The following is a 7,140-nucleotide window of genomic DNA, read 5'->3' on the forward strand; positions in this document are numbered from 1 at the left end:
CAAGCAGAAAAGAGGACTGTATCGAGCTCGCCCTGCTCCGCCGGGTCGTCGCAGCGGGGGATCACCGCCCGGTCGCCGGACTCCGGTGCCGTGGGGTAGAACAGCCGGAGTGATTCTCCCAGTTTCGGCCCGCAGGGCTTGACGATTCCAGGCACTAAGGCCCTCCCCTCGCCAGATTTCTTTTCGATGGCCCCACTCTCTGCAAGCACCTCCTCACGGGACGATCTGGCCAGTGCCCGGATCGGCGTTCTGGGCGGCAGCGGGCTCTATGCCATGGATGGGCTGGAAGACGTGCGTGAGATCACGGTCGACACCCCCTACGGTCCCACCTCGGACGACCTTCGGCTCGGGCGGCTGGGCAACGCCGAGGTGGTGTTTCTGGCACGCCACGGCAGGCATCACACCTACACCCCCACGGAGGTGCCTTACCGCGCCAACCTCTGGGCCCTGCGCTCGCTCGGGGTGCGCTGGATCGTGTCGGTCTCGGCGGTGGGGTCACTGCAGGAGCACTTCCGCCCGCTCGACATGCTGGTGCCTGATCAGTTCATTGATCGCACCCACCAGCGGCCGCTCACCTTCTTCGGTGAGGGCGCCGTGGCCCATGTGGGCGTGGCTGATCCGTTCTGTCCCACCCTCAGCCGCCTGCTCTCCGATGTGGGTGACAGCCTGATGCCCGGTGGCCGGGCCCTGCATCGCGGCGGCACCTATCTGTGTATGGAGGGACCCGCCTTCTCCACCCGGGCTGAATCGGAGCTTTACCGCAGCTGGGGCTGCTCGGTGATCGGCATGACCAACCACAGCGAGGCCCGCCTGGCCCGGGAAGCGGAGATGGCCTACGCCACCCTGGCGATGGTGACCGACTACGACTGCTGGCACAACGACCATGCCTCGGTCAGCGTCGAAATGGTGATCGACAACCTGCGGGCTAACGCGACCCTGGCCCAGCAGATCGTGCGCATGGCCGTGGAGCGGCTCGGTGAACTGCGCCCGCCCAGCACCGCCCACCATGCGCTGCGGCATGCGCTGATGACGCCCGCCGATCAGGTCCCCCCGGAAACCCGTCGCCGGGTCGATCTGTTCACCACCCCCTACTGGGGAGCCTTCGAGGCGGCGGCCTGAACCTCAACCCCTGGCGCCAGGTCCACCCCTGCAACGGCCAGAGTGGCCCGCAGGGAGGGACCATGCTGATCCAGCAGGCCACGGGCCACCTCAAGGGTTGATGCTGCGGCAGAGGCGGCAGAACCCTGTTCAGGGGCGGCATCACCGGCTGCGTCTCTGTTGGCTGTGATCAGGGCCGCCAGCAGCAGGGCCAGCTTCACGGATCCACCGGTCAGATCCAGCAGCTCGGCACCCTGCTGCCGGTCGACGCCAGCCAGATCCCGCAGGATGCGCAGGGCCCGATCCTCAAGCTTGCTGTTGGTCACCGCCACATCCACCATGCGGTTGCCGTGCACCTTGCCCAGCCGCACCATCACGCCGGTGGAGAGGATGTTGAGCGCCATCTTCGTGGCTGTGCCGGCCTTGAGACGGGTGGAGCCGGTCAGCAGCTCCGGTCCCGTGAGCAGGCGGATATCGAGGTCGCAGGGCATGGGGGCCTGGGCGGCGGGCACGCAGGCCATGGCGATGGCCATGGCACCGATCTCGCGGGCATAGGTGAGGCCGCCATGCACGTAGGGGGTGGTGCCTCCCGCGGCGATCCCCACCAGGCAATCGGCGCCGCTGAAGCCGCGGGCCTCAAGATCCTGGCGGCCCGCCTCGGCCAGATCCTCCAGGCCTTCCGAGCTGCGCAGCAGGGCCGCGGCTCCGCCGGCCAGAATCCCCTGCACCAGCTCGGGCGGGGTGCAGAACGTGGGTGGGCACTCCGCCGCATCGAGCACACCGAGACGGCCTGAAGTGCCGGCACCCAGATAGAAGAGGCGGCCGCCGGCACGCAAACGATCGGTGATGGCATCGATGGCCTGGGCGAGGACCCCGGCGGCGCCGGCCACAGCCCGCTGAGGGCCGCGCTCGTTCTCGCAGAACAGGTCCACCAGGGCATCGGTAGACAGCCGGTCGAGCCCCTCGCTGGCGGGGTTGGGCTGCTCGGTGAGCAGATGACCCCGATCGCTGCCCGTGCTGGATGGCTCCAGACTCACAACAGCCCCTCCAGCTGGCGGCGGAAGGCCTCCAGGTCGGCATTACCGGAGCTGATCGGTTCTGGAATCGCCTGCTCCAGCGCCTGCTCCTGCCACTGGCTCACGTCCATGTTGCGTTCAGGTGGAGCGATCAGCAGCCGCTCCTCGGCGGACTGGGGCAGGAATCCGGCCGGAACGAAGCGGGCCTCGTAACCGGACTGGTCACAGAACAGTTCCATCTCCTCCCGATCCAGCGCTTCCACCGTGGGAGCGGGGAAATCCTGGGCTTCGAGCAAACCGGCATAGCGCTCAGCGTCGTCGCGGTCCTCAAACAGCAGCACCACGGTGCGACCGCTCACCTCCAGGGAGTGGATGCCTTCACTCTCGCTACCGGCATCGAAGAGCAGAACGTGCACCGCCATGGCAGGCCAACCAGAACCTGGTCAGTGTCTCACTGATCCGAATCTGCCTGATCGGCACTTCAGTGATCCGAGGCGGCCTCGGCGGCCAGCTCCCGCAGCCGGCGATAGAGCGCCTGCTCCGCATCGCTGAGCAGCTCGGGCACCAGCACCCGAACCTCCACGATCTGATCGCCGCACTGCTCCCCGAGGCGCAACCCCCGGCCCCGCAGGCGCAGCAGCCGCCCCGACGACGACCCGGGCGGAACCCGCAGCTTCACGGGTCCGTTCAGGGTGGGCACGACCGCCTCACAGCCCAGGGCGGCATCGGGCGGCTGGAGCTCCAGGGCGTAGGACACGCGCAGCCCATCGACCCGTAACCCCTCGGCGGTGCGAACGCGCAGCTGCAGGAAATGGTCGCCGCCACCGGGAGCCACTCCGGCCAGCCGCAGCCGCCAGCCATCCCCGGCCAGGGGCGGCGTGCTCACCTCCACCACCGTGCCGTCTGACAGCTCCAACTGCACCGGTGCCCCGCTGAGGGCCTGTTCAGGGGTGAGATCGAGCACCGTTTCCTGATCTTCGGCAAACAGCACCGGCGGCGGCGACGCGGCGGCGGCCGTCACCTCACCGCTCTGGCCATCAAGACCGGGATCCTCGGAATCGAGATCCCCATCCCTGCTGCGACCGGCACCGAACGGCCCTCCCCATGACGCGACCGAATCGGAAGGTTGGGGACCCGGAGCGTGGGCGGGGCCTGGAGCGTCCACAGGTTCCATGTCCTCAACCTGCCTGCGCCGGTTGCGCCCACGACCGAACAGGGTCTCAAGGTAGTCATGGAATTCCGGAAAGCCCGTCGCAAAGGGATCAGATGACGACGCCCCGGCCGCATTTCCCTCGCCGGCTTCCCAGGCCCGGCGGCGCTGCGGATCGGACAGCACCGCGTAGGCCTCATTGACCAGCTTGAATCGCTCCTCGGCCACCGGATCATTGCCGTTCAGGTCGGGATGCCAACGGCGCGCCTGAGCCCGGAACGCCCGCTTCAGGCTGGAGGCGTCGCTGCCAGGCTCCAGCCCGAGCACCGCCCAGTGGTCAGGGGCGCTGCCGGCACCCATCATTGGCATCCCCATCGCTGGCATCCCGGTCTGCGCGTCTCCCAGGCTCAGATCTCGCCCCAGGGGTCATCGTCGCGCCACTCGGAGCGCGGCGGCCGGCCGGGGGGACGGGGTGCAGCGCGCCGGCGGCTCTCGTCCAGGCGGTTGTCTGGATCCTGGCGGTCGGGATCGCGATAGGCAGGTTCGCGGAGGTCATTGCCGCGGTACGGGGGAGGCTCTGGGTAGGCGGACTGGGAGTAGCCGGTCTCGGAATACGAGCGGTCCCTGGGAGCACGATCCATGCGCAGGCCCTGCTCACTCGGGAAGCCGCCGGAACCCCCCCAACGGCTCTCGCGAGGCATGGCCGGTTCCCGATCGAGCCCCACGCCGCCAAGTCCGCCATAGGCGCCGGAGCCCCAGCGATCGGCATCGGAGCGGCCAGCACGGCCGGGACCATCCCAGTCGTCCCAGTCGTCATCGGAAAACAGCTCATCCTTGAGGGAGCCGAGCGTGTTCTTGAGGCCCTGCAAGGGGCCGCTCTCGGCCTTGCGTTCACTCAGCAGACGGCGATTGAGGCCGAACAGGGCCTCCTGCAACTGGCTCACCGCCAGATCCAGTTCGCCGAGATCACCACCCGCCAGCAGATCCTGCACATCGCGAACCGCCAGCTCCACAGCCCGTTGCTGCCGCTCCGCCCCATAGGGCCCAAGCTCCAGGGCCGCATCCCGCAGTCGCCGTTCGGCCTGGGCCACCAGGGTCTGGGCGCGGTTGCGGCGATCGACCTCGGCCCGTTTGCGGCGATCCTCGCCAGCCTTCTGCTCGGCCTCCGCCAGCAGGCTCTGAATCTCATCCTCGCTGAGGTTGGAGCCCCCCTGGATCGACACACTCTGCTTGCGGCCCGTGGTGCGGTCGGTGGCTGACACCTGCAGCAATCCATTGGCGTCGATGTCGAACGAGACCTGCACCTGGGGCACCCCCCGCGGCGCTGGCGGAATGCCGGAGAGGCGAAAACGCCCCAACGACTTGTTGCCCTCGGCCATCTGCCGCTCCCCCTGCAGCACGTGGATCTCCACGGAGCTCTGGTTCGATTCCGAGGTGCTGAACACATCGCTCTTGCGCACCGGAATCGGCGTGTTGCGCGGGATCAGCACCTTCATCACCCCGCCGATCGTCTCGAGGCCAAGCGACAGCGGCGTGACGTCGTTGAGCATCAGATCGCGCAGCTCACCGGTGAGGATGCCGGCCTGAACAGCGGCTCCGATCGCCACCACCTCATCGGGGTTGACCGACTGGCAGGGTTCCCGCGGGATCAGGGTGCGCACCATCTCCTGCACCATCGGCATGCGGGTGGAGCCCCCCACCAGCACCACGTCGTCGATATCTTCTGAGGCAAGGCCGGCATCCCGCAGAGCCCGCTGCACCGGTCGTAGCAGGCGATCGAGCAGATCCGGGCAGAGGCTTTCGAACACCCGCCGCTCCAAGGTGGTCTCGATATGGAGGGGGCCATCCGGGCCCGTGGCAATGAAGGGCAGGGAGATGGGCGTGCTCTGCACGCCGCTGAGCTCCTGCTTCGCCTTCTCTGCCGCCTCGGTGAGCCGCTGCAGCGCCTGACGATCGCGGCGCAGGTCGATGCTGTGATCGCTCTGGAAGGCATCAGCGAGCCAGTCGACGATGCGGCGATCCCAGTCGTTGCCACCCAGCTGGGTGTCGCCGCTGGTGGCCTTGACATCGAAGACCCCGTTGGCGATCCGCAGCACCGACACATCAAAGGTGCCGCCTCCCAGGTCAAAGACCATAACCCGCTTGGCACTGCTGCGATCGAAGCCGTAGGCGAGGGCAGCGGCGGTGGGTTCGTTGAGGATTCTCTCCACGGCGATGCCCGCCAGCCGGCCGGCATCACGGGTGGCCTGGCGCTGGGCGTCGTTGAAATAGGCGGGCACGGTGATCACCGCCGCCTCCACCGGCTCGCCCAGGTAGGTGGCGGCATCGTCCACCAGCTTGCGCAGGATGCTGGCAACCAGCTCTTCAGGGGCGTACTCCCGCTCGGTGGCAGGGCAGACAACCCGCACATTGCCGGCCTCGTTGGCCCGCACCGTGTACGGCACCGCCAGGCTGCCCTCATCGAGCTCATCCCAGCTGCGTCCCACGAAGCGCTTGAGGTTGGCAAAGCTGTTGCGCGGGTTGAGCACCAGCTGACGCCGCGCCAGCTGGCCCACCAGCAGCTCCTGGTCCCGGCTGAAACCCACCACCGAGGGGGTGGTGCGACCGCCTTCGGCACTGGCGATCACCTGGGGACGGCCACCTTCCAGCACCGCCACCACCGAATTGGTGGTGCCCAGGTCGATGCCCACGATGCGGCCCATGAATTCCCGTTGCGTGCCCCAAAGCTACCGACTCCCGCTGTGGGCACTCCGTTCAAGGGGAGCCGGGCCGTTAATCGGGCTTTAAACGGTGTGGACAACCCATTTCCTTAGATTCGAGGGGCGGTGCCGTTCGCACATCACCGTGATCTGCTCCGCCCCCCCATGACGACGGATTCCAGTAACGACGCCTTCACCCTCCGTCGTCGTCCGGCGTTCGAACGGTTTCTGGACATCGGCTTCCGCCAGCTCACCCTGGCCCTGGCTTCCGTGGTGGCCCTGTTGCTCCTGGGCATTTTCCTCACGATCGCCGAGGGCGCCCACGAGGCCATTGCCACCTTCGGCGCGAGATTCCTGGTCAGCTCCGCCTGGGATCCGGTCAACAATCAGTACGGAGCATTGGTGGCCATCTACGGCACGATGGTGTCGTCCCTTCTGGCCCTGGCCATTGCCGTGCCACTGGGCGTGGGAACCGCGATCTTCATCACCGAAGACCTGATCCCCACCGGGCTGCGCAGTGCCATTGGTCTGATGGTCGAGCTCTTGGCTGCCATCCCCTCGGTGGTCTTGGGGCTGTGGGCGATTTTCGTGATGGAGCCAGCCATCCGCCCAGCCCTGCAGTTGCTGCATCGGCTGCTGGGTTGGACGCCGTTTTTTGACACGGTTCCCCAGGGACCGGGCATGGCTCCAGCGATCCTGATTCTGGTGGTGATGATTCTGCCGATCATCACGGCCATCTCTCGCGATGCGCTCAACCAGGTTCCCCTTGAGCTGCGTCAGGCCGCCTACGGCATTGGCAGCACCCGCTGGGGCGCGATCTTCAACATCATTCTTCCAGCAGCGATCTCGGCCATCGTCGGGGGGGTGATGTTATCGCTGGGCCGGGCCATGGGCGAAACCATGGCCGTGACGATGATCATCGGCAATTCGCTCAACTTCAGCTTCTCTCTGCTCGCTCCCGGCAACACAATCTCCGCCATGCTCGCCAACCAGTTCGGTGAGGCCTCCGGCATTCAGGTTTCGGCACTGATGTATGCGGCCCTGGTGCTGATGGTGCTCACCTTCGCTGTGAACGTCCTGGCGCAGTTGCTGGTACGACGCCTCAGCCTTCGCTACTGAGCGTCCTGCTTCGGCTTGATTCAGTGGTTTTCGCCCCAGCTCCCCCCACCCCCCTTGC

Annotated in this window: 6 protein-coding genes; 2 read left to right on the forward strand and 4 right to left on the reverse strand. The window is 67.2% G+C overall.

The window, feature by feature from the left end:
• Window positions 1–186 precede the first annotated feature (186 nt).
• On the forward strand, window positions 187–1,119 hold the full coding sequence (gene mtnP, locus VB716_RS12325) for an S-methyl-5'-thioadenosine phosphorylase (protein WP_197170269.1): 933 nt from the start codon (window positions 187–189) through the stop codon (window positions 1,117–1,119).
• Here the strand turns inward: mtnP and murQ are convergent.
• From murQ to dnaK, 4 genes are read right to left on the reverse strand one after another with little or no spacing between them, the layout of a single operon-like run.
• Complete coding sequence (gene murQ, locus VB716_RS12330) at window positions 1,089–2,135, reverse strand: N-acetylmuramic acid 6-phosphate etherase (protein WP_323270632.1); 1,047 nt, start codon at window positions 2,133–2,135, stop codon at window positions 1,089–1,091. The two genes, mtnP and murQ, sit on opposite strands and share 31 nt — an antisense overlap.
• Complete coding sequence (locus VB716_RS12335; RefSeq protein WP_197155869.1) at window positions 2,132–2,536, reverse strand: DUF3110 domain-containing protein; 405 nt, start codon at window positions 2,534–2,536, stop codon at window positions 2,132–2,134. Before VB716_RS12335 ends, murQ begins: the two co-directional genes overlap by 4 nt.
• Before the next feature lie 59 nt (window positions 2,537–2,595).
• Window positions 2,596–3,624 (reverse strand): DnaJ domain-containing protein, encoded by a 1,029-nt coding sequence (locus tag VB716_RS12340; RefSeq protein ID WP_322758820.1) that lies wholly within the window; start codon window positions 3,622–3,624, stop codon window positions 2,596–2,598.
• Window positions 3,625–3,671: 47 nt separating this feature from the next.
• Window positions 3,672–5,966, reverse strand: a complete 2,295-nt coding sequence (gene dnaK / locus VB716_RS12345) for a molecular chaperone DnaK (RefSeq protein ID WP_197170271.1) — start codon at window positions 5,964–5,966, stop codon at window positions 3,672–3,674.
• 162 nt (window positions 5,967–6,128) lie between these two features.
• On the opposite strand from dnaK, the gene pstC reads away from it, so the two are divergent.
• Window positions 6,129–7,082, forward strand: a complete 954-nt coding sequence (pstC, locus tag VB716_RS12350) for a phosphate ABC transporter permease subunit PstC (RefSeq protein WP_197170272.1) — start codon at window positions 6,129–6,131, stop codon at window positions 7,080–7,082.
• Window positions 7,083–7,140 lie beyond the last annotated feature (58 nt).

Source organism: Synechococcus sp. CCY9201 (assembly GCF_034931105.1).
Classification (GTDB): domain Bacteria; phylum Cyanobacteriota; class Cyanobacteriia; order PCC-6307; family Cyanobiaceae; genus CBW1002.